The organism is Kaistia soli DSM 19436 (genome assembly GCF_900129325.1).
GTDB classification, from domain to species: Bacteria; Pseudomonadota; Alphaproteobacteria; order Rhizobiales; family Kaistiaceae; genus Kaistia; species Kaistia soli.
This window is the reverse complement of sequence record NZ_FQUP01000002.1, coordinates 221,603-247,889: the sequence shown is the minus strand read 5'-3', so window position 1 is coordinate 247,889 and position 26,287 is coordinate 221,603. Positions and strand designations below refer to the sequence as shown.

Annotated in this window: 23 protein-coding genes and 1 tRNA gene; 17 read left to right on the top strand and 7 right to left on the bottom strand. The window is 65.6% G+C overall.

All coding sequences use genetic code 11. From position 1 onward, the window contains the following. The first annotated feature begins 3 nt into the window (after positions 1-3). Both BUB39_RS10620 and BUB39_RS10615 read left to right on the top strand, forming a co-directional pair. Positions 4-678 (top strand): LON peptidase substrate-binding domain-containing protein, encoded by a 675-nt coding sequence (locus tag BUB39_RS10620; RefSeq protein WP_073053119.1) that lies wholly within the window; start codon positions 4-6, stop codon positions 676-678. Positions 679-729: 51 nt separating this feature from the next. Next, positions 730-888 (top strand): Trm112 family protein, encoded by a 159-nt coding sequence (locus BUB39_RS10615; protein WP_073054141.1) that lies wholly within the window; start codon positions 730-732, stop codon positions 886-888. A 6-nt stretch (positions 889-894) separates the two neighbouring features. Here BUB39_RS10615 and BUB39_RS10610 read toward each other — a convergent pair whose 3' ends face one another. After that, a complete protein-coding gene (locus BUB39_RS10610) occupies positions 895-2,136 on the bottom strand; it encodes a ubiquinone biosynthesis hydroxylase (protein WP_073053118.1) in 1,242 nt (413 codons plus the stop codon). Between the two features lie 110 nt (positions 2,137-2,246). Here BUB39_RS10610 and BUB39_RS10605 point away from each other — a divergent pair, with 110 nt between their 5' ends. The 13 genes from BUB39_RS10605 (at position 2,247) to BUB39_RS10545 (ending at position 17,770) form a co-directional block, all read left to right on the top strand. Further along, complete coding sequence (locus BUB39_RS10605) at positions 2,247-3,110, top strand: acyl-CoA thioesterase (RefSeq protein WP_073053117.1); 864 nt, start codon at positions 2,247-2,249, stop codon at positions 3,108-3,110. A 276-nt stretch (positions 3,111-3,386) separates the two neighbouring features. Beyond that, positions 3,387-3,725 (top strand): P-II family nitrogen regulator, encoded by a 339-nt coding sequence (locus BUB39_RS10600; RefSeq protein ID WP_073053116.1) that lies wholly within the window; start codon positions 3,387-3,389, stop codon positions 3,723-3,725. Positions 3,726-3,879: 154 nt separating this feature from the next. Further along, complete coding sequence (locus BUB39_RS10595; protein ID WP_073053115.1) at positions 3,880-5,229, top strand: ammonium transporter; 1,350 nt, start codon at positions 3,880-3,882, stop codon at positions 5,227-5,229. 221 nt (positions 5,230-5,450) lie between these two features. Continuing rightward, positions 5,451-6,626 carry an aminotransferase class I/II-fold pyridoxal phosphate-dependent enzyme gene (locus BUB39_RS10590; RefSeq protein WP_073053114.1) on the top strand — a complete coding sequence of 392 codons (1,176 nt, stop codon included), beginning with the start codon at positions 5,451-5,453 and terminating at the stop codon, positions 6,624-6,626. A gap of 22 nt (positions 6,627-6,648) precedes the next feature. Further along, positions 6,649-9,192, top strand: a complete 2,544-nt coding sequence (locus BUB39_RS10585) for a DNA translocase FtsK (RefSeq protein ID WP_084527231.1) — start codon at positions 6,649-6,651, stop codon at positions 9,190-9,192. A gap of 86 nt (positions 9,193-9,278) precedes the next feature. Then, on the top strand, positions 9,279-9,929 hold the full coding sequence (locus BUB39_RS10580; protein ID WP_073053112.1) for a LolA family protein: 651 nt from the start codon (positions 9,279-9,281) through the stop codon (positions 9,927-9,929). A gap of 334 nt (positions 9,930-10,263) precedes the next feature. Continuing rightward, a complete protein-coding gene (gene xth, locus BUB39_RS10575; RefSeq protein WP_073053111.1) occupies positions 10,264-11,070 on the top strand; it encodes an exodeoxyribonuclease III in 807 nt (268 codons plus the stop codon). 67 nt (positions 11,071-11,137) lie between these two features. After that, positions 11,138-11,776: a hypothetical protein gene (locus BUB39_RS10570; RefSeq protein ID WP_073053110.1), complete on the top strand. Its 639-nt coding sequence runs from the start codon at positions 11,138-11,140 to the stop codon at positions 11,774-11,776. A gap of 90 nt (positions 11,777-11,866) precedes the next feature. Beyond that, positions 11,867-12,244 (top strand): COG4315 family predicted lipoprotein, encoded by a 378-nt coding sequence (locus BUB39_RS10565; RefSeq protein ID WP_073053109.1) that lies wholly within the window; start codon positions 11,867-11,869, stop codon positions 12,242-12,244. A gap of 215 nt (positions 12,245-12,459) precedes the next feature. Continuing rightward, the gene (locus BUB39_RS10560) at positions 12,460-12,657 is read left to right on the top strand and encodes a hypothetical protein (protein WP_073053108.1); all 198 of its coding nucleotides are present in this window, start codon (positions 12,460-12,462) and stop codon (positions 12,655-12,657) included. Positions 12,658-12,970: 313 nt separating this feature from the next. Next, complete coding sequence (locus BUB39_RS10555; RefSeq protein WP_073053107.1) at positions 12,971-14,833, top strand: ABC transporter ATP-binding protein; 1,863 nt, start codon at positions 12,971-12,973, stop codon at positions 14,831-14,833. Continuing rightward, positions 14,830-16,719: an ABC transporter ATP-binding protein gene (locus BUB39_RS10550; RefSeq protein ID WP_073053106.1), complete on the top strand. Its 1,890-nt coding sequence runs from the start codon at positions 14,830-14,832 to the stop codon at positions 16,717-16,719. The genes BUB39_RS10555 and BUB39_RS10550 overlap by 4 nt, the downstream gene beginning before the upstream one ends. 115 nt (positions 16,720-16,834) lie before the next feature. Further along, positions 16,835-17,770: a GGDEF domain-containing protein gene (locus BUB39_RS10545; RefSeq protein ID WP_073053105.1), complete on the top strand. Its 936-nt coding sequence runs from the start codon at positions 16,835-16,837 to the stop codon at positions 17,768-17,770. Positions 17,771-17,785: 15 nt separating this feature from the next. Here the strand turns inward: BUB39_RS10545 and BUB39_RS10540 are convergent, their stop codons facing one another. Beyond that, positions 17,786-18,169 (bottom strand): GFA family protein, encoded by a 384-nt coding sequence (locus BUB39_RS10540; protein WP_073053104.1) that lies wholly within the window; start codon positions 18,167-18,169, stop codon positions 17,786-17,788. A gap of 158 nt (positions 18,170-18,327) precedes the next feature. Between BUB39_RS10540 and ku (BUB39_RS10535) the strand changes: the two genes are divergently transcribed. Both ku (BUB39_RS10535) and ligD read left to right on the top strand, forming a co-directional pair. After that, entirely contained in the window at positions 18,328-19,188 is an 861-nt protein-coding gene (ku, locus tag BUB39_RS10535; RefSeq protein ID WP_073053103.1) for a non-homologous end joining protein Ku, read from the top strand. Positions 19,189-19,191: 3 nt separating this feature from the next. After that, positions 19,192-21,792, top strand: coding sequence for a DNA ligase D (gene ligD / locus BUB39_RS10530; RefSeq protein ID WP_073053102.1), 2,601 nt, complete (start codon positions 19,192-19,194; stop codon positions 21,790-21,792). Between the two features lie 6 nt (positions 21,793-21,798). Here the strand turns inward: ligD and ku (BUB39_RS10525) are convergent, their stop codons facing one another. The 5 genes from ku (BUB39_RS10525) to BUB39_RS10505 form a co-directional block, all read right to left on the bottom strand. Next, positions 21,799-22,611 (bottom strand): non-homologous end joining protein Ku, encoded by an 813-nt coding sequence (ku, locus tag BUB39_RS10525; protein ID WP_073053101.1) that lies wholly within the window; start codon positions 22,609-22,611, stop codon positions 21,799-21,801. Positions 22,612-22,691: 80 nt separating this feature from the next. Continuing rightward, positions 22,692-22,767: transfer RNA gene (locus BUB39_RS10520), tRNA-Thr, on the bottom strand. A gap of 92 nt (positions 22,768-22,859) precedes the next feature. After that, complete coding sequence (locus tag BUB39_RS10515) at positions 22,860-24,374, bottom strand: heme biosynthesis protein HemY (RefSeq protein WP_073053100.1); 1,515 nt, start codon at positions 24,372-24,374, stop codon at positions 22,860-22,862. Between the two features lie 9 nt (positions 24,375-24,383). Further along, positions 24,384-25,520, bottom strand: a complete 1,137-nt coding sequence (locus BUB39_RS10510) for a COG4223 family protein (protein WP_073053099.1) — start codon at positions 25,518-25,520, stop codon at positions 24,384-24,386. A 63-nt stretch (positions 25,521-25,583) separates the two neighbouring features. Then, a complete protein-coding gene (locus BUB39_RS10505; RefSeq protein WP_073053098.1) occupies positions 25,584-26,285 on the bottom strand; it encodes a uroporphyrinogen-III synthase in 702 nt (233 codons plus the stop codon). Between the last annotated feature and the right edge of the window lie 2 nt (positions 26,286-26,287).

Below are 26,287 nucleotides of genomic sequence, written 5' to 3'. Positions count from 1 at the left end.
CGCATGCAGGTTGGCAAGGCCCATTATGAAGGCCCACGGGACATTCCCGACAGCGTTCCGGTGTTTCCACTCGCTGGAGCGCTGCTGCTGCCGCGTGGGCAGATGCCGCTCAATATCTTCGAGCCGCGCTATCTCGCCATGGTCGACGAGGCCATGGCCGGCAACCGGCTGATCGGCATGATCCAGCCGGCCGGATCTGCATCGGATGGCGATGAGCCGGCGCTGTCCGCAATCGGCTGCGTCGGCCGCGTCACGTCCTATGCCGAGACCGATGACGGGCGCTACATGATCTGCCTGACCGGCATTGCGCGGTTCAAGCTGGTGGCGGAGTTGCCCGGCCGGGCTGGTTTCCGGATCTGCCGGGTCTCGACCGAGGACTTCAACGCGGACTTCGCCGAAAACGCTGGCGCCGAGGCCGTCGAGCGCACCAAACTGCTCGACGTGTTCCGCGCTTATCTCGAGGCGAACCGGCTCGAGGCGGACTGGGACAATATCGGCCGCACGTCGAACGAGACGCTGGTCAATGCGCTGTCGATGATGAGCCCTTATGGCCCGGCAGAGAAGCAGGCGCTTCTCGAGGCAGCGGATCTTCGTGCCCGCGCCGAGACGCTGATCGCGCTGACCGAGATGTCTTTGGCGCGCGGGGGCGATGGCGGCCCGTCGCCGCTGCTGCAATAGGGGGCGGAGTTGGCTGCTCTCGAACGCCCGGCCGCCCGGATCGACGTCAAGATGCTGGAGCTGCTCGTCTGCCCGGTCACCAAGACGGCGCTTTCCTATGACGAGGCCAAGCAGGAACTGGTGAGCCGCGCAGCGCGGCTCGCCTATCCGATCCGCGATGGCATCCCGATCATGCTGCCCGACGAGGCGCGTCCGCTCGCCGACGATTAAGCCTCGTCAGATCGCCTCGCCCCGCAGCAGCCTGGGTGCTGACGGGTCTGCGTCGGCGGCGGCGCCGATGAAGCGGCGCTTCAGCCCCGGCAGCCGATCGACGAGCCCCAGGCCGACATCGCGCACGATGCGCAGGGCCGGGCTGTCGTTGGAGAAGAGACGGTTGAGGCCGTCCGTCACCATGCCCATCTGCACTGTGTCGAACCGGCGCCAGCGCTCATAGCGCGACAGGGCGTCGGCGGAGCCCGGATCGGAGCCGAGCCGGGCCGCTTCCACCACGCTTTCGGCCAGCGCGGCCGCATCCTTGAAGCCGAGATTGAGCCCCTGCCCTGCCACGGGATGGATGGCATGCGCCGAATCGCCGCAAAGCGCGAAACGCGGCGCCACGAAGCGGCGGGCGATCATCAAGCCGAGTGGATAGGCGCGTGGCGTTCCCTCGGCGGTGATCGCGCCGAGATGATGTCCGAAGCGGCGCTCCAGTTCGATGGCGAAGGTGAACGGATCGGCGGCAACCAGCCGATCGGCCGTCTCGGTACTCTCCGTCCACACCAATGAGGAGCGATTGTCGGGCAGCGGAAGGATCGCGAAGGGCCCCGCGGGCAGGAAATGTTCCTCGGCCCGGCCATGATGCGGCCGCTCATGCTTGACCGTGACGACGATGCCAGACTGGCCATAACCCCAGCCGACGGTTTGAATGCCGGCGAGCGCGCGAAGCCTTGATTTGGCGCCATCGGCCGCGACTAGGAGACGGGCGCGCCTCGTCGTGCCGTCGGCGAGCGTGATGCGTTGAAACGCCGTACCTGTCTCGAAATCCGTAACGCCGCTCCCGGCAATCCGCGTAACGCCTGCACGGTCGGCGGCGTCGGACAGCGCCGCGACCAGGGCACCGTTCGGCACCATATGGGCGAACGGCGCCGCGCTGCCTTCTTCGCGCGCGAAAGTGAGGAACACGGGCCGCACCGGGTCGCGTGTGCGGCTGTCGGTGACGATCATATCCTCGACGGGCTGGGCGAGCGGCTCGAGAGTCGACCAGACGCCGAGCGCGGTCAGCATCTCGCGGGCGGCGCTGGCGATGGCTGAGGCGCGACCGTCGCGTGCAGCTGCGCCCGCGGGCGCCGGATCGACCACCGCCACGTCAAGCGAAGGTGCCCCCCGCTTCAGGGCCAGGGCCAGCGAAAGCCCGACATAGCCGCCGCCGGCGATCAGGACGTCGAGGGGCGGCGCGGCGGCGTCATCGGTGGCGGTCATGCTGTATCCGTTGGTTGACGGGTTTTGCGACCCGGCTTGACACCGTCCCGGCTGCGCCGCAACTGGAATGGCGCGCAGACGGACGGCTTGAGACGAGGGGACAGCCAAGGGTGACCGACGACCTCCTTGGGATACTTGATCTCGAACCCCTTGAAATCAACCACTACCGGGGTCGCAGCGTCGATCCCGGTTGGCGGCGCGTGTTTGGCGGCCAGGTCATCGGCCAGGCGCTGATCGCCGCCTCGCGGACCGTCGATCCGGCCCGGCTGGTGCATTCTCTGCATGGATATTTCCTGCGCCCAGGCAATCCGGATGGCGCCATCGACTATGCGGTCGAGCGCATTCGTGACGGCGGCAGCTTTTCGACGCGACGCGTCGTGGCGAGCCAGGGCAGTGAAGCGATCTTCGCCATGGCGGCCTCGTTTCACATCGAGGAACCGGGCTTTGCCCATCAGGCGCCGATGCCGGTCGTTCCGGCGCCGGAGGCGCTTCCGGACGAAAGCGCGCTGCTCGCCGCGCTCGCCTCCCGGGCACCAGCCTCGGCGCTCACCTTTTGGCGCAAGCCGCGTGCGATCGAGATCCGGCCCGTCGACCTCGAGGCCTTCCTCGGTCGGAGCGGGGCCGAGCAGAGCCAGGCGAGCTGGATCCGCGCCCGGATGGCATTGCCGGACGATCCGGCTGTCGTGCGTGCCGTGCTGGCCTATGCCTCCGATCTCACCCTGCTCGACACCACGCTGATCGCAGAAGGGCGGTGGGTGTTCGATCCCGGCCTGATGGTCACGAGCCTTGATCACGCGATGTGGTTTCATCGCCCCGTCCGTTTCGACGACTGGCTGCTCTATGTCTGCGACAGTCCGTCCGCCAGCGGTGCGCGGGGCTTCAATCGCGGCGCGCTCTACGACCGGGCTGGCTGCCTCGTCGCCTCCGTCGCCCAGGAAGGCCTTGTGCGTCAGGCGAGAGATCACCAACCGTGAGCAACCAGCGGGCGAACTGATCCAATCTCGTCGCCGTTATGCCTAATCCTTGTGCATATTGCGAATTTTGGACGCCGATCTGCGGCGAATTCTGTCCTTTTCGCGACAAGCATCGGCCGCGTTTGCGCGATTTTTGAACTTTTTGCCGAAGTTGCGAGAGTTGGCACGGACCTTGATTCCCTATGGGCTGGCGCAGCGGCGTCAATCGGGCGGCATGCCGGTCGACCATTCGATCCTTGCGGTTCACCCGCCGCAAAAAGAGACGGGAACTGAGACATGAAAATCGTGATGGCGATCATCAAGCCATTCAAACTCGACGAAGTGCGTGACGCGTTGACCGCGATCGGCGTGCAGGGCCTCACGGTCACCGAAGTCAAAGGTTATGGCCGGCAGAAGGGCCATACGGAAATCTATCGTGGCACCGAATACGCCGTCAGCTTCCTGCCGAAGCTCAAGATCGAAGTCGCCGTTGCAACCGAGTCCGTCGACAAGGTGATCGACGCCATCTCGGGCGCCGCCAAGACCGGCCAGATCGGCGATGGCAAGATCTTCGTCTATTCGATCGACCAGGCCGTCCGGATCCGCACGGGCGAAACGGATACCGACGCGCTCTGACGCTCGGGCTTGAAACCAGTGGATTTCACGAACAGCGCGAGCAAGGGCAACGATGACGGATCGAAATGAAATGACAGCCAGGAGCCGGGGGATGGGTCGCGCCATCGCCGATGGGATCAGTCGACCGGAAGAGCGGTCCGACAGGAGAGGTCTGATGAATCTGCGTAATGCCAAATACTCTCTCATGGGAGCAGCGGGAACGCTGCTCAGCCTGACCGCGTTCGCCTCCGCCCAGGATGCCGCGCCCGCCGCCGAGGCGGCGCCTGCTGCTGCGGCTGCCGCGGCTCCGGTGCTGAATTCGGGCGATACCGCCTGGATGCTGATCTCCTCCGTGCTCGTGCTGATGATGATCGTGCCGGGCCTTGCGCTGTTCTATGGCGGCCTCGTCCGCGCCAAGAACATGCTCTCGGTGCTGATGCAGTGCCTTCTGATCGCCAGCGTCGTGATGGTGATCTGGGTGTTCTACGGCTATTCGCTCGCCTTCACGGACGGCAGCGCCTTCATCGGCGGCCTCTCCAAGGCGTTCCTCGCCGGCATCACGCCGCAGACGCTTTCCGGCACCATTCCGGAATATGTCTTCGTCGTGTTCCAGATGACCTTCGCGGCCATCACGCCGGCCCTCATCGTCGGCGCCTTCGCCGAGCGCATGAAGTTCTCGGCCGTGCTGCTGTTCATGATCCTCTGGGTCACCTTCATCTATATCCCGGTCGCACACTCGGTCTGGCAGTCGACGGGCTGGCTGTTCACCGCCGGCGCGCTTGATTTCGCTGGCGGCACGGTCGTTCACATCAATGCCGGTATCGCGGGCCTCGTCGGCTGCATCATGGTCGGCAAGCGTGCGGGTCTCGGCAAGGATCTGATGCCGCCCCATTCGCTGACCAACTCGATGATCGGCGCCTCCCTGCTGTGGGTCGGCTGGTTCGGCTTCAACGCCGGTTCGGCGCTCTCGGCCGGCCCGATCGCGGGCCTCGCCACCATCAACACCTTTGTTGCAACCGCCGGTGCGGCGATTGGCTGGGTGTTCATCGAATGGATCGTTCGCGGCAAGCCGTCGATGCTCGGTGCCATCTCGGGCGTCGTCGCCGGCCTCGTCGCGGTCACTCCGGCTGCTGGCTTTGCCGGTCCGGTCGGCGCGATCATCCTCGGCTTCGTCGCCGCCATCGTCTGCTTCTTCTTCGTCACCACGGTGAAGAACGCGTTCGGCTATGACGACAGCCTCGACGTCTTCGGCGTCCATGGCGTTGGCGGTATCGTCGGTGCCATCGGCACCGGCTTCCTCGCCTCGACCTCATTCGGCGGCGTCGGCTATGCCGAGGGCGTGACCATGGGTCACCAGCTCTGGGTGCAGATCCAGGCCGTCCTGTTCACGATCGTCTGGTCGGGTGTCGGCTCGCTGATCCTCTACAAGGTCGTCGACATCATCATCGGCCTCCGCGTGCGTCCCGAAGTCGAGAGCGAAGGCCTCGACATCGTCGAGCACGGCGAGCGCGCCTATCACAGCTAAGCCTTTGGCCGGCGCCTTCGGGCGCCGGCCTTTCGGCCTGCCTCCGCAGGATGACGTTCCTCCCAAGACTAGGGGGCCCCGGTTTCGCCGGGGCCCCTCTTTTTTGTGCGCGAAGGCTGATCGAGACCATCTGTCGCCCGCGGCAGGCCGATGGTTAAAGCGGCCTTAACCACCGTGGCCCTAGGTTTGTCGCGAACGGAACATTACGAGGAATCGGCAATATGGGCGGCCCGACGAGCGCCGGCAGGGCGATCTCGCCGTTTCAGAAACTGAACGACAGGCTGGCCGGGATCGCGCCGGGTCTGACGCCGATCAATCTCGGCCTCGGCGAGCCGCAGCATCCGATCCCGTCCTTTGTCGGACCAATCATCGCCGCCAATCTCGATCTCTTCGGGCGCTATCCGGCGATTCGCGGCACGGATGCGTTTCGGAGCACCATTGCCGCGTGGCTGAACCGCCGCTATGGCCTCGCCGCAAGTCCGATCGACGCCGAAACCATGGTGTTGCCACTCAATGGCTCGCGCGAGGGCCTGTTCTTCGCCGCTCTTGGTGCGCGGGAGCGCGCCGCCGGCATTGCGCGGCCGGCCGTCCTGTTGCCGAACCCATTCTACCAGGCCTATGCGGCCGGGGCGGAAGCCGCGGGTCTCGAGATCGTCCTGATCGAAGCCGGGCTGGAGCAGCGGCATCTGCCCGATCTTTCGCGCGTCGCGCCCGACGTGCTTGCCAGAACCATTGCGCTCTATGTCGCCTCGCCGACCAACCCGCAGGGCAGCGTCGCGACGCTCGAGGACTGGCGCAGTCTGATCGTGGCGGCGCGGCAGCATGATTTCATGATCTTCGCCGACGAATGCTATTCCGAGATCTATCGCAACGTTCCGCCGCCGGGCGTCCTGGAAGCGGCGGCTGCGCTTGGCGACGGCTTTGCCAATATCGTCACGTTTCATTCGCTCTCGAAGCGCTCGAACCTGCCGGGGCTCCGGGCCGGCTTTGCCGCGGGTGATCCGGTCTTCCTGAGCGACTGGACGCGGCTGCGCAATATGGCGGCGCCGCAGGTTCCAACGCCAATTCAGGCCGTCGCCATCGCGGCCTATGGCGACGAAACGCATGTCGCGGAGAACCGCGCCCTATACAACGCGAAATTCGAGCTCGCCCAGGAAATCCTCGGCGTTGCCGTGCCTGAAGGCGGCTTCTTCCTGTGGCTCGATGTCGGCGACGGCGAGGAGGCGGCGGTCCGCCTCTGGTCTGAGGCCGGCGTGCGGACGATTCCCGGCGCCTATCTCTGCCTGCCCACAGCTGCCGGAGACAATCCCGGCCGTTCCTTCCTCCGCGTCGCGATGGTCCAGGACATCGCGACGACGACCGAAGCGCTGCGCCGCATGGCGCAGGTGCTCGGCTGATCCTCGAGGGACCAAGACCAGCATGCGCCCCACTCGATCCGTCTCGCTCCCGATGCCCTCAGAGGAAGGTGACGCCCTGCGCCGGTTCTTCGGGCGCCATGTCAGCCTCGCCGCAGGCCTCGCAATGCTCGCGGGCGTCGCGGCGGTGGCGGCGAGCCTTGCGACATGGGCGGTCGATGACCCCTCGCTGTCCTATGCGGCGGCAAAGCCGGTCTCGAACATTCTTGGCTTTCCGGGTGCCGTGACCTCTGATCTGCTGATGCAGTTCCTCGGCCTCGGTTCGATCGCGCTGCTGCTGCCTGTCGTGCTCTGGGGCTGGCGAGCCCTGTTTGGTGGCCGTCCCTTTCGCAAGGTGATGCTCGCAAGCTGGGTGCTCGCGGCCCTTGCCACCTCGGGCGCCCTGGCCTTCCTGCCGGTGACCGCGCATTGGCCGCTACCGTCCGGCATGGGTGGCGTGTTCGGCGATCTCGTCGCGCGCATCCCGGCCGAAATCCTCGGCGCGCCGCCGAAGGATCGGGCCGCGACCATTGCGCAGACAATCTATGTGCTGCTGGCCGGGGTGCTCATGCTGCATGCTGCTGGGTTCATCGGCGGTCGCGCGAGAAATGCCGATGCGGCGGCCAGCCCGGTCGTCAAGCCGGTCGCGCGCCGCGGTGCCGCGCTCAAGGAGCCGGACGAATTCATCGGCGAAGAGGACGAGAGTGGTGGCCTCTTTACGGTGCCGCTCGGGGCGCTCGCTCATTTCGGCTATTCGGCTCGGGCCGGCCTTGCGCGGATGTTCGGGCGGCGGAAGACAGATGGTTTGCTGGCTGCCCAGCCGGATGCCATGCCGCGCCGGGGACGGCGGACCGAGCCGCGTCTCGAACCTGGCGCTGGCAAGCGGCCCGGCGCCGCAGTGGCTCGCGATTTCGACTCCGATCTCGACGACGAGGATGTCTTGCCGCCGCTGCCGGTGAACTCCGGCCGCGTGACGCCGCCTGCGCCCCGCCCACGCCAGGGCAAGCGGGTCAGCGCCGAGGCGCAGCCCTCGCTCCTGCGCGACGAAACCTTCGAACTGCCAGCTCTTGCCTTGCTGACCGAGCCGAAAGCGGCCGATCCGCGCACGCGCATCAACAGCGAGGCGCTGGAGCAGAATGCGCGCGTGCTCGAGGGCGTGCTCGACGATTTCGGCATCCGCGGCGAGATCATCAATGTACGGCCCGGTCCGGTCGTGACGCTCTATGAGCTCGAACCGGCGCCGGGTATCAAGTCCTCGCGCGTCATTGGGCTTGCCGACGACATCGCCCGATCCATGAGTGCGGTGGCAGCGCGTGTCGCGGTCATACCCGGCAAGAATGCCATCGGCATCGAGCTGCCCAATCAGCGGCGCGAGATGGTGTTCCTGCGCGAGATGCTGGCCGCTGCCGATTTCGAGACCTCGAAGGCGCGGCTGCCGATCAGCCTCGGCAAGACGATCGGCGGCGAGCCCGTCATCGTCGATCTCGCCCGCATGCCGCATCTCCTGGTCGCCGGAACCACCGGCTCGGGCAAGTCGGTCGCGATCAACACCATGATCTTGTCGCTGCTGTACCGGCTGACGCCGCAGGATTGCCGGCTGATCATGATCGACCCGAAGATGCTCGAGCTTTCGATCTATGACGGCATTCCGCATCTGCTGACACCCGTCGTCACCGATCCGAAGAAGGCCGTCGTCGCGCTTAAGTGGACCGTGCGCGAGATGGAGGATCGCTATCGCAAGATGTCGAAACTCGGCGTGCGCAATATCGACGGCTACAATGCGCGCGTCGGCCAGGCCAAGGCCAAGGGCGAGGTGCTGAACCGCACTATTCAGACCGGTTTCGACAAGCAGACGGGCGAGGCGATCTACGAGCAGGAGGAACTCCCGCTCGATCCGATCCCCTATATCGTCGTCATCATCGACGAGATGGCCGATCTGATGATGGTCGCCGGCAAGGATATCGAGGGCGCGGTGCAGCGGCTCGCGCAGATGGCCCGCGCCGCCGGCATCCATGTGATCATGGCGACGCAGCGCCCATCGGTCGACGTCATCACCGGCACGATCAAGGCTAATTTCCCGACGCGCATCTCCTTCCAGGTGACCTCGAAAATCGACAGCCGCACCATTCTTGGCGAACAGGGCGCCGAGCAGCTGCTCGGCCAGGGCGACATGCTCTACATGGCCGGCGGCGGGCGCATCCAGCGCGTGCATGGGCCTTTCGTCAGCGACGAGGATGTCGAGAAGATCGTCCGCCATCTGAAGACGCAGGGCCATCCCGACTATCTCGAATCGATCACCGAGGATGACGGCGAGACGGGCGAAATCGGCGGCGATGCAGCGGCAGGCCTTGTCGGCGGCGAGGAGTCGAACGATCTCTACGACAAGGCCGTGGCCGTGGTGCTTCGAGACCGCAAGGCCTCGACCTCCTATATCCAGCGGCGGCTTTCTATCGGCTACAACCGCGCCGCCTCGCTGATCGAGCGGATGGAAAAGGAAGGCCTTGTGGGCCCGGCCAACCATGCCGGCAAGCGCGAGATCCTGGTCGAGAACGAGGCGGAGCGCTTCTGACCGCCGCGAAATCGCCATGCTGGACCACTAGCTGGCGGGGTGACGGGGAAGACGGTCGCAGAAGCGACCACGACACGAAGGACAGGATGATCGTGACGCTCGCAGGGGCTGCCCGCCCGACCCGCAGGACCTTCCTCGCAACCATGGCCGGCGTTGCCGCGTCCGGGATGTTCGCAGGACCGGCCTTCGCCGCCTTCACTGCCCAGCAGGCGGCGACGCTGAAGAAGATCAGCGACTCCTTCAACGCCATCCGCACCATGCAGGGCCGTTTCATCCAGTATGGGCCGAATGGCGAGGAATCCGAGGGCGTGTTCTTCATCTCGCGCCCGGGCAAGCTGCGCTTCCACTACAGCCCGCCCGTGAAGATGGACGTAATCTGCGACGGCAACCAAGTGTCGGTGCTCGACGCCAAGGTGATGACGCAGGACCTCTATCCGCTGTCAAAGACGCCACTGCGCTATCTGCTGTCCGATCGCGTCGATCTGACATCGGCCAATATCGTGCGGCAGATGACCGAAGAGCAGGATCTGATCGCGCTGGTCCTGACGCAGAGCTCCAGCCTCGGCGATGGCAGCTTGAAGCTCATCTTCGACAGCCGGACGCTGGCGCTGCGCCAGTGGGTCGTGACAGATTCCCAGGGTCTCGATACGTCCGTCGCGATTTATGACGTCGAGCTCGGCAAGCCGGCCGATCCGAAGAACTTCAAGATCGACTACTACCTGCCGAATTCGAAGTAAGCCGCCGCCGAGCAGCCCCCGCTCGCATTCTTGTGAACGGCTTACGTTAAGGCTCCCTGACAAAAGACTTGAATCCCGGACCGGCTTTCCCAAATCTTAGAGCAGAGCGGGCCACCATCGCCCCGGCAGTGCCCCCCGTCTCGCCGAGATGGTACCCGCCCCAGGCGCCTTGCCGCTGAACTCCGGTTCGCGACGGGCGCAGGCGCTTCGGAAGCGCAACGCCCAGCCTCCCCCCCGGGGCTGGGCGTTTTCTTTTGTCGTGCGGGTTCGATCTGCAGTTGGCGCGTTCGGCCCAAGCGGCTAGGACTTCCTCAGCCCCGCCATCGGATCGCCCATGCCCCTCAGCATCGCCACCTGGAATATCAACTCGGTGCGCCTTCGCATCGACCTCGTCAGCGCTTTCCTGGAAGCCGAACGCCCGGACGTGCTCTGCCTGCAGGAGATCAAGTGCATCGAGGGGAACTTTCCCGCGGGCGCTTTCCGAAAGCTCGGCTACGAGCATCAGGTCGTGCATGGGCAGAAGGGCTATCACGGCGTCGCCGTGGTCGCGAAGGTACCGATCACCGAACACATTCGGCGTGGCTTTTGTGGCAAGGACGATGCGCGCCACGTCGCGGTGAACATCGCTGGCCCGGGCGCGCTCCCGATCACGCTGCACAATTTCTACGTCCCCGCCGGCGGCGACGAGCCCGATCCGGCCGTGAATGAGAAATTCGCCCACAAGCTCGCCTTTCTGGAGGAGATGAAGGGCTGGCTGCGCGGCGCGGAAACGCTGGGGCCAACCATCCTCGTCGGCGATCTCAATGTGGCGCCGCTGGAGCAGGATGTCTGGTCGCACAAGCAGATGCTCGGCGTCGTCAGCCACACGCCCGTCGAAACGGCGCTGCTCGAGGCCGTGCGGGAGTCCGGTGGCTGGATCGACGCGATGCGCCATTTCGTGCCGCCGGAAGAGAAACTCTACACCTGGTGGAGCTATCGCGCCGCCGACTGGCAGGCGTCCAATCGCGGCCGCCGCCTCGACCACATATGGGTAACGCCGCCGCTGAGCGGGCGGCTGCTCGGCCTTGAGGTCAAGCGCGAGGCGCGTGGCTGGAATCGCCCTTCTGATCATGTGCCGGTGATCCTGCGCCTCGCTGCCTGAGCCGATGCGCGCCTCTGCCCGTCCGGGTTCCGGCGTGATAGAATGAGCCGGCGCGGCGGAGGCTGCCATGCGCTTCGGCTTGTGGCTCTCGATTGTCGTTCTTCTCGTTGTCCCGGCGCGGGCGGAGATGCCTGCCGGCCTGAGAATTCTGCCGCGCGTCTATCAGGAGGAGTTTCACCTCCGCAGCTCCGGTCCACCCGCGATCAAAGGCTGGATGCAAGAGGATCCGGATGCCGCGGCGATGCTCGCGGCAGCGGGTTGCGAAACGCTCGGATTTTCTTGTGCCGGCGAGGCGGGGGATGCCTCCGATATCGTTCGCTACGTCCGTCCAGAAGCCGTCGCCGCGGGCTATCGCGGCACGGCCACGCTCACGCATGTGCGGGGCGATCGCACCTATGCCAAGTTCATGGCGCCGCCCGGCTTCGTGACCTGCCGCGCTGGTATATTCCTCAAGCAGGGCGCCATCAGCCCCGGCGCGACCTTTGCCGGCGCGATCCAGCGCTCGGGCCATGACGGCCTGGCCGTCTATGCCGATCTCGGCGAAGGTGGCGAGCCGCGCTTCATCGAATTCAAGCTGCTGATCCAGTATGTCGCCGCCGCGGGAGCAGAACGGCGGTCCTGCTGGCCGGACCTGACGCTGGTCTTCCTCTGCCGCCCAACTGGTTGTCGCGCCAGCCGGGCCTATCCCGAGACCTATCTGCGCTGACACGTTTTCGTGAGCGGAGAATAGAAGTTGTGCCGGGCTGTTCATCGTTCGACCCGGCCGGGCCGGGACCACAATCGAGGGAGAGTTCCAATGAAGCCGCTTCTCGTTGCCATGGCGAGCCTTGTCGCCCTGACCGCCTTTTCAGCCGCCGCTTCGGCTGCGCCCGCCAAGATGATGAAGACCTCTGCCGGCGAGGTGCTTGTCGATGCCAAGGGCATGACGCTCTACACCTTCGACAAGGACACCAAGGGCGTTTCGAACTGCTACGACAAATGCGCCGCCGCCTGGCCGCCCCTGATGGCGACCTCAGCCGACAAGGCCGAAGGCGACTGGACGATCGTCAAGCGCAAGGACGGTACGGCGATGTGGGCCTATGAGGGCATGCCGCTCTATACGTTCGTCAAGGACATGAAGTCCGGCGATGTCACGGGCGAGGGCGTAGGCGGCGTCTGGCACGTCGCGAAATAGACCCCTGAGACGAGGACAGCCATCCCTGCTGCCGCAGAGATGGCTGCCTTGTCTGCATGGACAACCGGAAAAACACGCGGAACGCGTCCACGAAGTGAGAGTGGCAGGGTTTGGTTTCCATCCGGTTAAGCCGCCGCTGGATGTGGAACCGCACCCGCGACAGGTCGTTTCCTCTGCATAGGCCGGCTGATCCGGCGTCTCAGGAGGAGCAAATCATGTCGACACCCGTGATGCCCGTCGTTCCGCTCGTCGATCTCGACGAAGCAGCCGAGGTCAATCAACCGCAACCGGACAGCGAGCGCGCCCGGGAACTCCGCAAGAAGCGCGACGACGCCATTGCGGAAGGCGATCTCCCGCCACCTGATATTGCGGGCCTTTCCGAGCAAGCGCCGGCGGGCAAGACGAAGCCTTGAAGCAACCATGATGCTCGGCGCTTCCATGTGCCGCGCTGAGGATCGAGAGCCGGCCGCCTGCAGGGTGGCCGGCTTTTTTATGCCGGCAGTCTCTCGGCAAATTTCTCTGTGTCATCGATGCCACGTCTGCCCTGAAGCTGACACGAATCGATACCAAAATTCATTGGTAAGCCTTACCGATCTTGATTGAACGGGATAAAGGCGCACGATCACGACCGCCGACCCCGGGGCGCGCCAACGGCCCCGAAGCCGACGCCTTCGTTCTCCGCATATCCCGTGGGGACCCTCCGAACGGTTAGTCTGGACAGATCCGGTGACACTTACTGCTGCAACGCGCGCGGAACAGCGCGAGACATCGCTTGCCCATGTGAAGGCGGCGGGATGGGGGAAAGGCCTCGGGACCCTCGCCCGAATCACGCGGCTGACGCTGCGCCATCCTTGGCAGGCGAGCGCCGCCGTTTTGGCGACGCTGGTGGCGGCAACGCTTCAACTGGTGATCCCCCGACTGCTCGGCCGGGCGGTGGACGAAGCGCAGGGCATTCTCAGCGCCAACGCCGACAGCGCCGTCGCCGCGCAGCATGCGCTTCTCATCACCGCGGCGACCTTGCTCGCCGTCAGCGTCCTGCGCGGTCTCTTCACCATGGCGCAGAACTACTATGGCGACTCGGTGGGGCATCACCTTGGCTATGAGCTGCGGCTTGCCACCTATGAGAAGTTGCAGCGCCTCTCGTTCAGCTTTCATGACAAGGTCCATACCGGCGACCTGATCACCCTCGGCATCCTCGACATCGAGGGTGTCCGGATGTTCTTCAATACCGGCCTTGTGCGCATGGTGCTGCTCACGGTCCTGATCGGCTTCGGCGCGATCCTGCTGATCTCGACCGATCCGCTGCTCGGCCTGCTCAGCCTCTCCTTCGTGCCTTTCGTTGCCTGGCGCTCCTCGGTGACGCAGCTGCTGCTGCGCTCCACCTGGCTGGAGCTGCAGGAGCGGCTGGCGGTGCTGACCCGCGTGATGGACGAGAATCTCGGCGGCATCCGCGTCGTGCGCGCCTTCGCGGCGCAGGCCTTCGAGCTCTCGAAGTTCGATCGCATCTCGGAGGGGGCGCTGAATCTCGCGCATGAGCGCGTGTTGATCCGCGTCCGCAATACCAGCGCGATGAATTTCTCCTTCTTCGCGGCCATGGGGCTCGTGCTCTGGGTCGGCGGCGGGCGCGTTGCCGCGGGGACGATGACGGTCGGCACGCTCGCCTCGTTCCTCACATTCATGACGATCCTGCAGATGCCGGTGCGACAGCTCGGGCTCATGGTGAATTCCTTCGCCCGCGCCTCGACCTGCGGCCGCCGGTTGTTCGAGCTGCTCGACCAGGAGATCACGATCGCCGACAAGCCCGGCGCCAAGCCGCTGGAACTTCGCGATGGCGTACTCGCATTCGAAGGTGTCGGCTTCACCTATCCCGGCGCCGAGAAGCCCGCGCTGGTCGGCATCGACTTCACCGCGCGCCCGGGCCAGACAATCGGCATTGTCGGCCCGCCGGGCAGCGGCAAGTCGACCATCGCCCATCTCATTCCGCGCTTTTATGACGTTTCTGCCGGGCGGATCACGATCGACGGACAGGATATCCGCGACGTAACGCTGCAATCGCTGCGGCGGGCTGTCGGCGTCGTGCAGCAGGATGCATTTCTCTTCACGACCTCGATCGAGAATAATGTCGCCTATGGCGATCCCTGGGCTGAAGAGCAGCGGATCGCGCGCGCCGCGGAATCGGCGCAGCTGCACGACTATATCGTCGGCCTGCCGACCGGCTACGGCACGATCGTCGGCGAACGTGGCGCGTCGCTTTCGGGTGGCCAGCGCCAGCGCCTCACCATTGCGCGCAGCCTGATCCTCCGCCATGCGATCCTGGTGTTCGATGATTCGACCGCGGCCGTCGACGCGGGCACGGAGCAGCGCATCCGCGCCGCGATCCGCGCGCATGCCGCCGAGCGTGCCACCCTCATCATCTCGCACCGGCTTTCCTCGCTGATGCATGCCGACGAAATTCTGTTCATCGAGGATGGGCGCATCGTCGAGCGCGGGACGCATGCCGAACTTCTCGCTGCCGACGGGCGTTACCGTGCGCTGCACGACCTCCAGCTTCCTCCGGTCGAGGACGCCCTGCAGGGAGCTGCCGAATGAGCATCCGGTCCGAGAAGGCCATTATCGCCGGAACAGAACGTCCGCCCCGGGCCGTTGTGGGCTCGCATCGCGAGAAGGAGGAGATCTTCGGCGCGGTCTATGACCCAAAGATCGTTCGCCGGATCTGGAGCTTCGTCGCGCCCTATCGCGGCCAGGTCTATCTTTCCGTCGCGGCGGTGCTCGTCTTCACGCTGACGCAGCTCGCGATTCCGCTGATCATTCGCACGGCGATCGACAGCGGTATGGCCGGTGGCGTCGCCGATCATGCTGTGCTCGTCTCCTGCGCGCTCGCCTTTGCGGCGACGATCCTCGTCAACTACGGCGCGAGCTATCTGCAGGAGACTGTTGTCGGCAGTGCGGCGGAACGGGTGTTGTTCGACATGCGCCGGGCGATGTTCAGCCACCTGCAGCGGGTGTCGCTCTCCTTCATGGACAAGACGGAGGTCGGCCGGCTGATGTCGCGCCTGCAGGGCGACGTCAATTCGATGCAGGAGTTCATGGAGACCTCGGTGCTCTCCATCGGCGACATCGCGCTGCTCGCGGGTATCGTCGTGGTCCTGCTCTGGCTCGATCCGCGGCTCGGCCTGCTGACCCTGGCGACCATGCCGGTCCTGTTCATCGTTCGGCTGTTCTGGCTGCCGCTCGCCAAGCGCTCCTTCATGGAAGCGCACGAGACCTCGTCGATCGCCAATGGCGCGCTCGCGGAGGGCATTCACGGCGTGCGAACGGTTCAGAGCATGAGCCGGCAGCGCGTCAATTTTGAACTCTATGACGAGAAGGTCCGCGCGCATCGCGACGCCAACCTGCTCGCGGCCAAGTATGCGCAGGTCATGGTGCCGATCGTCGACACGCTGACCGGCATCGCCATGGCGACGGTGATCGTCGTCGGCGGCTCGATGGTGCTGTCGAAAAGCCTCGATATCGGCGTGATGGTGGCGTTTCTGTTCTATATCCAGCGCTTTTTCGACCCGATCCGGTCGTTGACGCTGCAATACAGCGTCATGCAGCGCGCCATGGCGTCGGGCCAGCGCATCTCCGAGGTGCTGGACGTTCCCGTCGACGTCACGGACAAAGCTGATGCGGTCGCCCTGCCCGAGGACATGGACGGGTCTGTCGAGTTCCGCAAGGTCACGTTCGGTTATGTGCCCGGGCAGCCGGTGCTGCATGACGTCTCGTTCCGCGTCAATCCGGGCGAGACGGTAGCTCTCGTCGGGCCGACGGGATCGGGCAAGACCAGCGCGATGGCGCTGGTGCATCGCTTCTATGACGTCACGAGCGGCCAGGTGCTGGTCGGCGGGCGCGATGTGCGTGACGTGACGCAGGATTCGCTCGGGCGCCATATCGCGATGGTGTTGCAGGAACCGTTCCTGTTCTCAGGCACGGTGTTCGACAATATCCGCTATCACAAGACCGAGGCGAGCCGGGCGGAGGTGATCTCAGCCGCCAAAGCGGTTGGGGCGCATGAGTTCATCATGCAGCTGCCGAAGGGCTATGACAGCGAACTGGAACAGCGTGGCAGCAACATCTCGCAGGGCCAGCGCCAACTGATCAGCTTCGCCCGCGCGCTCGTTGCCGATGCGCAGATCCTCGTTCTCGACGAAGCGACGGCCAATATCGACAGCTATACCGAACGGCAGATCCAGAAGGCGCTGGCGATCCTTCTCAAGGGCCGCACGGGCCTCGTCATCGCCCATCGTCTCGCCACCATCCGCGGCGCCGATCGCATCATCGTGCTGCAGAACGGCACGCTGGTCGAACAGGGCAACCATGACGCGCTCATGCAAAAGAAGGGCCTCTACGCCCGCCTCTACAGCATGAACTACGCGTCGTTCGACGACATTCCGGCCGAACTGATCGCTGGTGGCGCGCCGCGCATGACGAGCTGATATCTCGATGGCGATTGTACAAGCTGCCCGGGATGGCAGTATATACGGCGTGATCGGGTCTGCTTCGGGGGCAGCCGACCGGAACACGGATTCCCTTCGAGTTTTGCATCGACGCATGGATGATCTGCCGCTCATATTGACGAGTCTCTGGCAGCAGGCGCCAGTACTTGTCGCAGCCTATGATTCATTCGATCGCCTGCAGTTCGCCAATTTGGCCTTTCGGGCTGCGTTCTTCCTCGGCGAGGACGAACGTCCGCTGTGGTCGGAGATCATGCGGCGGAACTTCGCGCTGCAGCGCGGCACGGTGCTGAAGACGAACGACTTCGAGCAATGGCTGGTTGCCACCCAGTCGCGCCGGGGCAAGCTCGGCTATCGCGCCTTCGAGACCGACCTCTATGACGGACGCTGGCTCTGGATGACCGAGACCGTGCAGAGCGACGGCTGGATGCTCTGCATCGCCAGCGACGTGACCGACCTGCGGCCAGACGAGCGCGCCGTCCGCCAGGCCCGCGACTTCGCCATCAAGGCTTCCTTCACCGACGAACTGACCGGCATCGCCAATCGCCGTTTCGTGCTTGCAAGGGTTAGCGAGATGATCGCCGGCGCATCGAGGCGCGAGGGCGTGATCGGCAGCGTCGCACTTCTCGACCTCGATCACTTCAAAGTGGTCAATGATCGCTTTGGCCACCAGACCGGCGACCAGATCCTCCGCGACTTCGCGCATCGGATCCAGGCGACCGTCCGCCGGACAGACTGCTTTGGCCGCTTTGGCGGCGAGGAGTTCGTGCTGGTGATGCCCGACACGGATGGGGAGCAAGCGGCGGAAATCCTCGGTCGAATGTTGTGCCTCATCCGGGACACCCGGCCGATCCCGGAGCAGCCGGAATTCATCTACAGCTTCTCGGCCGGGATCGCGGTAGCCGAGAACGGCGATACGGCCGCACGGCTCTTCGACAAGGCGGACGGAGCGCTCTATGCGGCCAAGCTCGCCGGGCGCGACTGCATCCGCCTGCATGGGCAGGGGCTGACGGACGCGCCTGCTATCGGCTGAGCTGCGCCCCATTGGTCAGCGCGGAGTGTCCTCGGTACTTTGGCTCGCTCCACCGATCGGTGCCAGCCAGGTTTCGCGGCGCTTGATCCAACCCTCCTGGCTCGGCGATCCGATGGTGGTGGGCGCTTCGTCGAGGCTGCCGACGCGCAGCTCGACATCCTCCGCATGGAGATTGAACAAACGCGCTCCGCAGGCAGGACAGAAATCGCGGCCTGCATAGGTCCGCGTTTCGCCCGTCACCCGAAAGGCCGCCCGCGGCCATTTTGCGTAAAAGGTGAATGCGCTGCCGCTTTCCTTGCGGCAATCGGCGCAATGACAGACGCCGATCAGGAATGGCTCGCCATCGAGTTCAAAGCGGACCGCCCCGCAGAGGCAGCCGCCGGTTCGCTTGCGTGACATGCTCTGTTTCTCCCGACTGACACATGCGAAGAAGAAAACGCCAAACCCGCACGTCGTTCCCGCTGATCGCGGTCCGGTCCTTATCTGACTTAGGCTGCGCAAGGTTTCGGAACGATCCCGGGCGATGGCGCATTGAATCCCCCGCGGAGGGCTAAGGCATGGCGCCACGGGCGAACTGGAAGGGGCACCTCAAGGTCGGCGAGCTCAGCGCGGCTGTCGCGCTCTATACCGCCGCCTCCACATCGGAGCGGATCGCTTTCCACACCATTAACCGCAGAACCGGCAACCGGATCGAGCGCCACTTCGTCGACAGCGAGACGGAAAAGCCAGTCGAGCGCGACGATCAGGTCAAGGGCTATGACACAGGGTCGGGCGATCCGATCATCTTCGAGCCCGAGGAGATCGCGGCGGCGGTGCCCGAAAGCGACAAGACGCTGACGGTCTCGGCGTTCTTTCCCTGCGCTGGCCTCGACGATGTTTATCTCGATCGCCCTTATTATCTCGCCCCCGCTGATCGCCATGCCGAGGAGGCCTTCGATCTGATCCGCGAGGGCATGCAGGCCGAGAAGGTCGCGGCGCTGGCGGAGGCCGTCTTGTTCCGCCGCGTGCGCCTGCTGCTGATCCGCCCCTGTGGCAAGGGTCTCGTCGGCACGACGCTCAATTTCGACTATGAGGTCCGATCCTCGAAGGAGGTCTTCGGCGACATTCCGAAGCTGGATATCAAAGGCGAGATGCTTGAACTCGCCGAGCACATCATTGACACCAAGGCTGGCACCTTCGATCCGGCGGCCTTCGACGACCGCTATGAGGCGGCGCTGGCCGAACTCGTCAAGGCGAAGATAGAGGGTCGCAAGATTGCGAAGCCGAAGCCGGTGAAACGCACGGCATCGGGCGATCTCCTGTCGGCGCTCCGCGAAAGCGCGGCCGCGATGAGTGCCAGCAAGCCGGCGGGCAAGCCCGCGAAGCGCAAGGCACCGGCCGACAAGCCGCAGCCAGCCCCGCGACGCAAGGCGAGTTGATCGATGGCGCTCGAAACCTATCGCAGCAAGCGCAATTTCAAGACGACGCCGGAGCCGGAGGGCAGCGCGGCGGCGGAAAGCGGCAACAGTTTCGTCATCCAGAAGCACGATGCGACGCGCCTTCACTATGATTTCCGCCTGGAGATGGACGGTGTTCTGAAGAGCTGGGCGGTCACCCGGGGGCCGAGCCTCAACCCGGAAGAGAAGCGGCTCGCCGTCCATGTCGAGGACCATCCGCTCGACTATGGCGACTTCGAGGGCACGATTCCAAAAGGCGAATATGGCGGGGGCACGGTCATCGTCTGGGACCGCGGCACCTGGACGCCGATCGGCGATGCGCACAAGGGCTATGCCAAGGGGCATCTGGAGTTTTCGCTCGACGGCGAGCGCCTCAAGGGACGCTGGCACCTCGTCCGCATGCATGGCAAACCGGGTGAAAAGCGCGAGAACTGGCTGCTGATCAAGGGCGATGATGAATTTGCCCGGACAGACGATGCCCCCGATATCCTCGAAGAGGCGCCGGATTCCGCGAAGACCGGGCGTTCCATCTCCGAGGTGGCCGGCGAGCCGCCGGGCTGGTCGTCGAAGACGGGCAAGATCGAAGAGCCTGATTCCGCCGCCGCCAAGCCGGTCCGGGTGACGACGGCCAAGAGCAAGGCGGCGTCATCCGGCAAGGTGCCGGCCTCTTCGGCGCCCGCGCCCGAGACAGAGCGGCCTGCCGAAGCCCGGAAGGCAAAGATGCCGGACTTCGTGCCGCCGGAACTCGCGACGCTGGTAGCGGCGCCACCAGAGGGCGCGCGCTGGCTGCACGAGATCAAATTTGACGGTTACCGCCTGATCGCCCGCATTGCCGACGGCGAGGTTCGCCTGCTGACGCGCACCGGGCTCGATTGGACCAGCAAGTTCGGCACCGATGTCGTCGCTGCCCTCGCGGCGCTGCCATGTCAGGCGGCGATGATCGATGGTGAGCTCGTCGTCGAAGGGGCGGCCGGCGCGTCGGACTTCTCAGCCCTTCAGGCCGATCTCAGCGAGGGCCGCAGCGATCGCTTCGTCTTCTATGCCTTCGATCTGATCCATCTCGACGGAGAGGACCTCACCCGCGTTCCCCTCATCAAGCGCAAGGAGACGCTGGAGCGGCTGATCGGTGCGGGCGGCCCTTCGCTCCGCTACAGCGCGCATTTCCCTGAGAGCGGCGAGATGGTTCTACGCCATGCCTGCCGTCTCAGCCTCGAAGGTGTCGTCTCCAAGGTCGCGGATTCGCCCTATCGATCGGGCCGCGGCCGCAGCTGGGTCAAATCGAAGTGTTCGGCGCGCCAGGAGTTCGTCATCGGGGGCTATGTTCCCTCTACGGCGACGCAGCATGCCGTCGGTTCGCTGCTGCTTGGCGTCCATGACGCCGATGGCCTCGATCATGTCGGACGTGTCGGAACCGGGTTTACGGCGAGCGTATCGCGCGATCTCTATCGGCGACTTCAGGCGATCGCCGTCGACAAGAGCCCGTTCGCGGAGGCACTGACTGCCGACGAGCGGCGCGGCGCACGCTTTGTCGATCCGGTGCTGGTGGCCGAAGTCGAATTCCGTGCCTGGACGGGTGATGGCCATCTCAGGCATGCTTCGTTCCGTGGATTGCGCGAGGACAAGCCGGCGAGCGAAATCGTGCGCGAACGAGCGAAAGTCGCCAAGGAAGGAGCCGCGCCCCCGGTGCCGAAGCCGCCGAAGCGGACGGTGAAGCTCACGCATCCGGACCGGATATACTGGCCTGATGCCGGCATCACCAAGGAAGGGCTCGCGGACTATTACGCCGAAGTCTGGCGCTTCATCGGGCCGCATATCGTCGGCCGGCCGCTGGCGCTGCTCCGCTGCCCCGAGGGCATCGACGGAGAAAAGTTCTTCCAGAAGCATGCCTGGAAGGGGGTCAATGCAGCCGTGCGGCTGGTGCCTGATCCCAAGGCCAGGAATGAGCCACCGTTCATCAGCATCGACAGTCTCGACGGGTTGATGGCGCTGGTGCAGTCGGCGACGCTTGAAATCCATCCTTGGGGGTCGACGCTGGCTGACTGGGAGCGTCCGGACCGGATCATCATGGATCTCGATCCCGGGGAGGGCGTCAGCTGGGCTGCAGTCATCGAAGCTGCAGCGGATGTCCGCGCCCGCTTCGAGGCGGCGGGTCTCGCGGCCTTTGTGAAGACGTCGGGCGGCAAGGGTCTGCATGTCGTTGCGCCCTTGAAGCCGAAGGCGGACTGGCCGGCGGCAAAGGCCTTCACCAAGGCGATGGCCGAAGCAATGGCGGGCGATGCACCGGACCGCTATGTGGCGACGATTGCCAAGGCGAAGCGCGGCGGCAAGATCCTCATCGACTATCTGCGCAATCAGCGCGGACAGACGGCCGTTGCTGCCTATTCGACGCGTGCCCGGCCAGGCGCCGCCGTTTCGATGCCGCTTTCCTGGGATGAACTTGGACCCGATATCGGGCCGGCCCATTTCACTGTCGCCAACGCCCCCGGACATATCGCTGCGCGAGGCTCTGATCCCTGGGCCGACCTGCAGGCCGCCGCAGCGCCGCTTGAAGTGCCGAAAGCAAAGCGCGGCCGCAAGTCCAGATAGGCTAGGTCAACGTCGTTTAGCCGGCTTCTTTTCCGTTGCAAGGCTGCGCTTCAGCGCATCCATGATGTTGATGACATTGCCGGTTTCGGCGGGTGCCTCTGCCTCGACGGGCTTCTTGCGGCGGCGCCGCGTCTTGCTACGGGCGGCGATCATCTCATGCAGCCGTTCCTCGACCGGATCGGCGAGCAAAGCAGGATCGAAGGACTGTTTCCGCTTGGCGATCAGGCGCCGCATCAGATCGAGCCCTTCGGTATCGGGCTTCTCGTCTTCAATTCCCGCGAAATACGGTTCAGCATCCCGCACTTCGTCGCCATAGCGCAGCGTCCACAGCACGATGCCGTTTTCGCGCGGCTCGAGCATGACCGCGCGCTCGCGCCGATAGAGGACAAGGCGCGCGATGCCGACGGTTTTCGTCGCTTCCATGGCGGCCCGGATCACCGCGAAGGCCTCTGTGCCGACTTCGTCGTCGGGCGCCAGGAAATGCGGTTTGTCGTACCAGATCCAGCCGATGCTGTCGGCGGGAACGAAGGTCTCGATGTTGATGGTGCGCGTGCTGTCGAGGGCTACGGCGTCAAGCTCGTCATCTTCGAGCAAGACGTAGTCATCCTCGCCGCGCGGATAGCCCTTCACCATGTCGTCATCGTCGACGGGCTTGCCGGTGGCGGCATCGACATAGCGGCTGATGACGCGATTGCCGGTGGCGCGATTGATGGTGTGGAAACGGACCTTGGCGCTGTCGCTGGTCGCCGGCGTCATCGACACAGCGCATGTCACCAGCGAGAGCTTCAGATATCCCTTCCAGAAGGGCCGTGGCGCCATCACATGCCTCCCGCTCCGCAACGCGATTCAATGCGGCGCACCGGCGAGGGTTCCACACTATCGAAGGGATGAGGAAGAAGTGGTGCCGCTTACAGGATTCGAACCTGTGACCCCATCATTACGAATGATGTGCTCTACCAGCTGAGCTAAAGCGGCACGACGTCGGGCCCGGTTTTCGTCCCGGGCGGAGACGGCGCGTTCATAGCCACATTCGCGGCGGGTTTCAAGCCCGCCACGGGCGTTGTCGTCTATTGCAGGCGCAGCCGATCCACGGTTGCCGGCCGCTCCTCGTCGATGCCGGGATCATCAGGCAGCGGCGGAGGCGTTGTTTTCGGCGTGTCCGTGCCGTTCGTGGCTGCTTTCGGGGCAGGATTGGCTTCGATCACCATCGGAGCGATCGGGGGTGCCGGCTCCGGCTCTGTTTCGGCGGGCGTTGCACGCGAAAGATCCATGTTGAGCAGCGGTCGCGGATCTTCTGCCAGCGCCATGCTCGGCGTGCGCCATTCGAACGAATCGAGTCGCCCGCTGACCGGCGACAGCGGCGCCCAGGCGCTGAACGCATAACCGTCTGCCATCCACACGGGGTCGCGTTGCGCGCGCACGGCCCGGCCGAGATATTCGCGCACACGTCCACGGTCGCCCTCGGCGCCATCCTCGATCTCGGCCATCAGCAGCCAATAGCGCTCGGTCTGGCCGCTTTCCGGCAGCGTACCCAGTGCGCGGCGGGCCTCGGGCCATTCGCGTGCGTCGATCGACGCACGCGCGACCGCGAAGGCGCTTTCCGGGCTCGACGGCCGGAGATCCGCGAGCTTCTGGGCCCGCTTCAGTCGATCGCCGGCAGCATCGCCCGGGCGAACCGACAGATAGGCCTCGGCAAGCTCTGGATGCGGCTCCTGCTTCCAGGCGGCCTCGAGCACCTTGATGGCCCGCTTGATATCGCCCTGGCGCGCGGAGAGGCGTGCCGCCAGCGTCGCCGCCGGGACGAGGCCGGGTGCGAGGCGGACCGCCTCGAGCGCCGCGGCCAGCGCCTCATGCGGGCTTCCGGTCTCCAGTTCAAGGCCATGCGCGGTCAGCAGCACCGCGCGCAGGCGGTGGGCGCTTGTCTTGTCGACGAGCTTGGCCTGCAGGTTGGACCCGAGGGTCTGCAGGGCGCCACGCCAGTCGCCAGCCGAAGATTGGTAGGTGAAGAGCGCTTCGCCCGCCCAGCCGAGGCTTGGCGCCGCCTTGACGGCTTCCTCGGCATAGTGCCGTGCTGCCTCGTGCTCGCCCGCCCGTTCTGCTTCGACATAGAGGCCGCGAAGGCCGAGCAGGCGGGTCTCTGATTCTGGCAGCATCGCCTCGAAAGCGGCGCGCGCGCCGGCACCGTCACCGGCCGCCTGAGCCGTCTGGGCTGCGAGCAGCAAAGTCAGCGGCTCGCCCTCAAGGATCTTCCTGGCTTCGGCGGAATGGCGCTTCGCTTTTTTGACGTCGCCCGCGCCCATCGCGATCATGCCGCGCGAGAGTGCACGATAGCCACGCTCGCGGCGACGCCCGGTCAGCCAGCCGTCCAGGAGGCTCGGGGCGCGGATGACGGCCATCAGAATCGAGAGGAGGATGGCGACGAGCACGAAGGCGGCGGCGATCGTGACGGCAGCGACCATCAGGCTGGTTGAAACCTCATAGCCCTGCCAGGCGAGCGTGATCTCGCCGGGACGGTCGGCGAGCCAGGCAAAGCCGGCGGCGGCCGCGAAGACGAGCGCGATATAGATGAGGATGCGGATCATCGTGCCTCCTCAGTTCCCGCCCAGCGCTGCCAGCGCCTGATCGATCGCGACGCGGCGGCGCGCCGCATCCGCCCAGCCGGCCAGCGCGCTTTTCGATGTGGCGTCGAGCGCGTCGCTCTCGGCCAGCGCGGCGGCGAGATCGCCTTTGTCGACCATGGATTCCATGCGTGAGACGATGGCGGTGGGAGAACTACCCTCGACAGGGCCGGCGGGCTTTACCGACACGAGCGAACCGGCCGATGCCGCGAGCCTGTCAATGAACCCGGCTTCCGGATCGATGCGGCGGCTGGCGCTGCGAACCGCGTCGGCGGCGGCCGGGAAGGACGCCTGTAGCGAGGCGACCGACGGCGCCCCGTTGGCCGCGAGCGGCGCCAGGGCGGCGAGCTGCGCCTCGTCGCCACCGAGCGTCCGGAAGGAGGCCAGTTCGGCGTCGAAAGGCCTGTCGCTGCGCGCCGCCTGTCGAAGGGCTGTCAGCGCGATCGTTCGCGCCGCCGCCTCGGTTGCCGGATCGGACGGCGGATGCGCTTCGATATTGCCGATGCGGCTGTCGAGCGTCGACAGCTTCTGTTCCAGCGGCTGGAGATCGACGGCCGGCGCCGGCGGTTCGACCGGACGCGCTTCCAACGCAGCAAGACGCTGTTCGATGGGCTGAAGATCGACGGTCGCGGTGCCGTTGCCGGTGGCAGGTGGTGCCGATTCAAGCCGGGCGAGTGCCGATTCGAGCGCGGTGATTCGCTCGGGATCGATGGTCGGGCCAGATGCGGTCGTGGAGCCGCTCTTCGCCTCCAGCGCATCGAGGCGGCTTGCGAGCGTCGCGAAGCGGCTGTCGATGCTGGCCGAGGTGATCGTGTCGGTCTGCGGCGCGAACAACAGCGCTCCGGCGGCACCGCCGATGAGGCCGCCGACGACGGCCGCGACGCCGAGGGGCACAAGGCGCCGCGCCAGGCTATCGGGCGGCGTTGTCGTCGCCTCGGTAGCCGCAGGCGATGGATCGGCGCCGGACTCCGTCGCTGCCTCCGGCGCCGGGTCGGCCGGACGCGCCGGCGTGACGGCCTCAGCCTCGAGGTCGATCGTCACGGGCGGCCGCTTCTGGCGCGGCGAACCGGTGCTTTCGGCTGCGGATGGGGTGTCGTCGTCTTCGGCCATGGCCCTCGATCTCGTTTCTCGCAAACCCAACTATAGAGCAATCCGTCAACGGATGCCCTCTGCCTATGTTCCGGCTTCGAGGAGCTTCAGCAATGAGGCCTCATTCGGCTCGTCCGCGATGTGGATATGGCCCGTGTCGAGGGCTATCGCGACCTCGGCGGAGAGACAGTAGAAGGCCAATGCGGCGAGATGCGGTTTCAGCGCGGTGGTCAGGGCGACGAAGGTCTCAGCGGTCCGGCGCGAATAGAGCAGAACGCCGTCGACGGCGTCACCGGCGATGGCCGCCTCAGTTGCCTCCGGCAAGGCCGTCGCTGCAATCATGCGATAGGCCTCGATCTGGTTGACCGTGAAGCCCGCCGCTTGGAGCCTCGCCGCGAGATCGCCCGAAGGAACGGCCAGCGTCGGATAGAGCAACGGCCCGGCCAGGGGATCGAGGATTTCCGCGGCAAGGGATGCCAATGCCGTACTGTCGCCGTCTGCCGAGCGCGTATCGGAGAAGCCCGCTGCACGCGCTTCGTCGGCCGTGCGCTGGCCGACTGCGAGGGCGGGCACGTCGCGCGGCAGTACCTCCTGCGGCCATGCGGCGACCGCGCGGACCGCGTTGACGCTGGTAAAGAGAATTGCGGCCGGAGGCCTGATTGCGGATGGCGGCGGCAGGAACGCGGCTGACAGCATCGGCGCGCGGATCGGCGCATGGCCGCGTGCCGCGAGCGTCGCAGCCGTGCGGCTGGCGTCGGGCTCCGGCCGCGTCACGAGCAGCCGCATCG

Bases quoted from the DNA above. Each gene is read 5' to 3' on its own strand.
- BUB39_RS10620 (WP_073053119.1), top strand. From the start codon at position 4: ATGCAGGTTGGCAAGGCCCATTATGAAGGCCCACGGGACATTCCCGAC.
- BUB39_RS10615 (WP_073054141.1), top strand. From the start codon at position 730: ATGCTGGAGCTGCTCGTCTGCCCGGTCACCAAGACGGCGCTTTCCTAT.
- BUB39_RS10610 (WP_073053118.1), bottom strand. From the start codon at position 2,136: ATGACCGCCACCGATGACGCCGCCGCGCCGCCCCTCGACGTCCTGATC.
- BUB39_RS10600 (WP_073053116.1), top strand. From the start codon at position 3,387: ATGAAAATCGTGATGGCGATCATCAAGCCATTCAAACTCGACGAAGTG.
- BUB39_RS10595 (WP_073053115.1), top strand. From the start codon at position 3,880: ATGAATCTGCGTAATGCCAAATACTCTCTCATGGGAGCAGCGGGAACG.
- BUB39_RS10590 (WP_073053114.1), top strand. From the start codon at position 5,451: ATGGGCGGCCCGACGAGCGCCGGCAGGGCGATCTCGCCGTTTCAGAAA.
- BUB39_RS10585 (WP_084527231.1), top strand. From the start codon at position 6,649: ATGCGCCCCACTCGATCCGTCTCGCTCCCGATGCCCTCAGAGGAAGGT.
- BUB39_RS10580 (WP_073053112.1), top strand. From the start codon at position 9,279: ATGATCGTGACGCTCGCAGGGGCTGCCCGCCCGACCCGCAGGACCTTC.
- xth (WP_073053111.1), top strand. From the start codon at position 10,264: ATGCCCCTCAGCATCGCCACCTGGAATATCAACTCGGTGCGCCTTCGC.
- BUB39_RS10570 (WP_073053110.1), top strand. From the start codon at position 11,138: ATGCGCTTCGGCTTGTGGCTCTCGATTGTCGTTCTTCTCGTTGTCCCG.
- BUB39_RS10565 (WP_073053109.1), top strand. From the start codon at position 11,867: ATGAAGCCGCTTCTCGTTGCCATGGCGAGCCTTGTCGCCCTGACCGCC.
- BUB39_RS10560 (WP_073053108.1), top strand. From the start codon at position 12,460: ATGTCGACACCCGTGATGCCCGTCGTTCCGCTCGTCGATCTCGACGAA.
- BUB39_RS10550 (WP_073053106.1), top strand. From the start codon at position 14,830: ATGAGCATCCGGTCCGAGAAGGCCATTATCGCCGGAACAGAACGTCCG.
- BUB39_RS10545 (WP_073053105.1), top strand. From the start codon at position 16,835: ATGGATGATCTGCCGCTCATATTGACGAGTCTCTGGCAGCAGGCGCCA.
- BUB39_RS10540 (WP_073053104.1), bottom strand. From the start codon at position 18,169: ATGTCACGCAAGCGAACCGGCGGCTGCCTCTGCGGGGCGGTCCGCTTT.
- ku (WP_073053103.1), top strand. From the start codon at position 18,328: ATGGCGCCACGGGCGAACTGGAAGGGGCACCTCAAGGTCGGCGAGCTC.
- ligD (WP_073053102.1), top strand. From the start codon at position 19,192: ATGGCGCTCGAAACCTATCGCAGCAAGCGCAATTTCAAGACGACGCCG.
- ku (WP_073053101.1), bottom strand. From the start codon at position 22,611: ATGGCGCCACGGCCCTTCTGGAAGGGATATCTGAAGCTCTCGCTGGTG.
- BUB39_RS10515 (WP_073053100.1), bottom strand. From the start codon at position 24,374: ATGATCCGCATCCTCATCTATATCGCGCTCGTCTTCGCGGCCGCCGCC.
- BUB39_RS10510 (WP_073053099.1), bottom strand. From the start codon at position 25,520: ATGGCCGAAGACGACGACACCCCATCCGCAGCCGAAAGCACCGGTTCG.
- BUB39_RS10505 (WP_073053098.1), bottom strand. From the start codon at position 26,285: ATGCGGCTGCTCGTGACGCGGCCGGAGCCCGACGCCAGCCGCACGGCT.